Source organism: Methanosarcina sp. A14 (assembly GCF_001729375.1).
In the GTDB taxonomy this organism is placed as follows: Archaea; Halobacteriota; Methanosarcinia; order Methanosarcinales; family Methanosarcinaceae; genus Methanosarcina; species Methanosarcina barkeri.
The window spans coordinates 1-2767 of sequence record NZ_LZPK01000324.1 but is presented as its reverse complement, the minus strand read 5'-3'; the positions used below and the strand labels follow the sequence as shown (position 1 = coordinate 2767).

The window sequence follows — 2767 nt, the reverse complement described above, 5'->3', positions numbered from 1 at the left end:
GAACAAAGTATAGAAAATGAGCCAAGTACGAAAAACGAACCAAGTACGAAAAATGAACCCGATCTGGAGTGAGGAATTAAAATGAAAAAAATCTCTTTGTTAACATTTTTACTACTGCTTTCAACGTTCCTATGCCTGGGGGCAGGCACAGCACTGGGAGCATCAAACGGCAATATAAACTCTGCCGCTGTGCAGGTAAATGTAACTAATCAAAACCCTGACACTGCCCGGCCTGGGGAACCTGTTGAACTTACCCTCAGCGTGCAGAACATAGGAAACGATGACCTCAAGGATATAAAGGTTACACTCAATCCGGAATACCCTTTCAGTAAAATTTCCGGAGAAGACCTTGAAAAGAGTATCTCTTATCTAAATGCACGACAAGACGAGGATGATGCTGGAGTTCTTAAATTCAAACTCATGACCGATTCCAATGCATCTGAAGGCACGTATGATCTTGACATAGTCACTACTTATAAGAGCGGATCCTCGTCAAACACGATTACCACTAAACAAACAATTCAATTAGAGGTTCAGGGTAAAGAATATGCTCAGGTTGTGACCGTAAGTAAGGCTGATATCGACATAGCTAAAGAAGAGCCTCTTGAGTTTATTGTTACAAATACAGGGACTTCTCCCTTGAAAAACCTGGTTTTCTCCTGGACTGATCCTAAAGGCGTGGTTTTGCCTGTATACTCTGATAACACAAAACACATCAAGAATCTGGAAGCAGGTCAATCAGTAACCGTCTCTTACTCGGTAATGGCCGATGTGAATGCCGATCCTGGGCTTTATACCTTGAATGTGAATCTTTCGTATGAAGATGCTAACTCTAACTCTAAAAATATCCAGACCACAGCAGGACTTTTTGTAGGAGGAACAACGGATTTCGATGTTTCATTCTCGGAAAGTAGCGCTGGAGAGACTTCCCTTTCAGTTGCAAATGTGGGTAATAACATAGCGTATGCTGTGAAAGTATCTATTCCAGATCAAGATGGATACAAAGTTTCAGGAAGTTCGTCAACAATTGTAGGAAATCTGGAGAAAGGAGATTACACAATTGCTTCATTTGATGTTTCGAATTCACAGGGTGGTGCAGGAGGAAATACAACCGAAAATAGCCCAGAAACACCTCCAGATTCTTCACAAGATAGTGCTAACGGCGCAAGCTCAAACTCTATGAGTTCCTCCAATCCACTGAAGGTCCAGATTGAGTATACGGATGCAAAAGGGGAAAGGGAAACTGTTACTAAAGAAGTAAATATCGAAACTACATCCTCAGGAAATATGACTTCAGCAGGTCCGGGAGGCCCAGGTCGCAGCTCTGGAATTAGTTCGTACCTGCCATACATCGGACTGCTCATCATTGCAGGTGGAGCATTCGTTTATCGCAGGAAGATACACGAAAAGATACAGGCAATGAAAGCAAAAAAAGCCGGGTACAAAAAGCCTGAAGACCAGAAGGTCTGAAAAACAGTATCATTAGCAAATGGAAGGATGCAAGATGAGACAATCAACCTACCTGAAGATGGGTCTGAACATGCTTGTACACAGTAAGCTCCGAAGCTGGCTGACCATTATCGGGATAGTTATAGGGATCGGATCTGTTGTCGGCATCCTCTCCCTCGGGGACGCCATGCAAGAGCAGGTTCAGAGCAAGCTTTCCGAGATGGATCTGACAAAAATTACAATAAGTCCGGGTTATACCAAAGCATCCTCGAATATGCCTGGGCCCGGAGGAATGGGAGGTACGACAACAGATGTTGAATTAACTGATACGGATATTGCGGCACTTCAAGGGTTGAATAATATATCATATATAGAAGGAGAGATTAGCGGCAGTGTGCCAGTGATATATGCAGCGCAAAATGCAACCCTTTCAATCACAGGTGTAGACCCACAGGTCTGGCAATATATGACCACTTTAACGACACAGTCCGGAAGATTACTCGAGCCATCTGACAAGTATGTCGCAGTCATCGGAAGTGGCGTTGCAAGTGGAATTTATGATCAGGACATCGGAGTTAACCAGGTAATAACTATAAATGGTAAAGCAGTGCGTGTTGTTGGGATTCTGTCAGAAGAAGGTGAAGGTGACAGAAGTATTTACATGCCTATCGATGGAGCAGTAACCCTGATCGATGATGCAGAAAATGGTGTTTATGATTCCATTTCTATAAAAGCTAAGAACGAAGATGCAGTAGACAGCCTGACAGAAGATATTGTGGATAAGCTCATGATCTCAAGGCACATTGTCAGTGATGATGATAGAGACTTTTCGGTTTCAGCTTCTAAATCTATGGCAGAGTCTGTAACTGAAATGACGAGTTCAATGACGCTTTTCCTTAGTGCCATTGCAGCTGTGTCACTGCTTGTGGGAGCTGTCGGGATTGCCAATACCATGTTTACCTCTGTCCTGGAAAAGACAAAGGAAATAGGGACTATGAAAGCCATTGGGGCAAAAAATAGGGATATCCTCATGATTTTCCTCTTTAATTCCGCAATGGTGGGTCTTGTTGGTGGTATCCTTGGAGATATGTTAGGAGCTTTTATTTCAACTCTCTTCCCTATGCTGGGCCTGCAGATGATGGGAGGAGGAGGGAGCTCAAGCATGTACTTTGCTCCAGATCTTATGGCTCTGGGGCTTGGCCTGGCAATTTTAATAGGAGTTATCTCAGGAGTGGTCCCTGCTTACAGGGCTTCAAAGTTAAAACCAGTAGATGCACTGAGATATGAATAAACGGCAAAAAGGAAAATAGAAACGAAA

At 43.3% G+C, this 2767-nt stretch carries 2 protein-coding genes; both read left to right on the top strand.

All coding sequences use genetic code 11. From position 1 onward, the window contains the following. Window positions 1-81: 81 nt before the first annotated feature. Window positions 82-1470: a COG1361 S-layer family protein gene (locus A9239_RS14035; RefSeq protein WP_048119254.1), complete on the top strand. Its 1389-nt coding sequence runs from the start codon at window positions 82-84 to the stop codon at window positions 1468-1470. A gap of 34 nt (window positions 1471-1504) precedes the next feature. After that, window positions 1505-2740 carry an ABC transporter permease gene (locus A9239_RS14030; RefSeq protein WP_048123099.1) on the top strand — a complete coding sequence of 412 codons (1236 nt, stop codon included), beginning with the start codon at window positions 1505-1507 and terminating at the stop codon, window positions 2738-2740. Window positions 2741-2767: the final 27 nt, after the last annotated feature.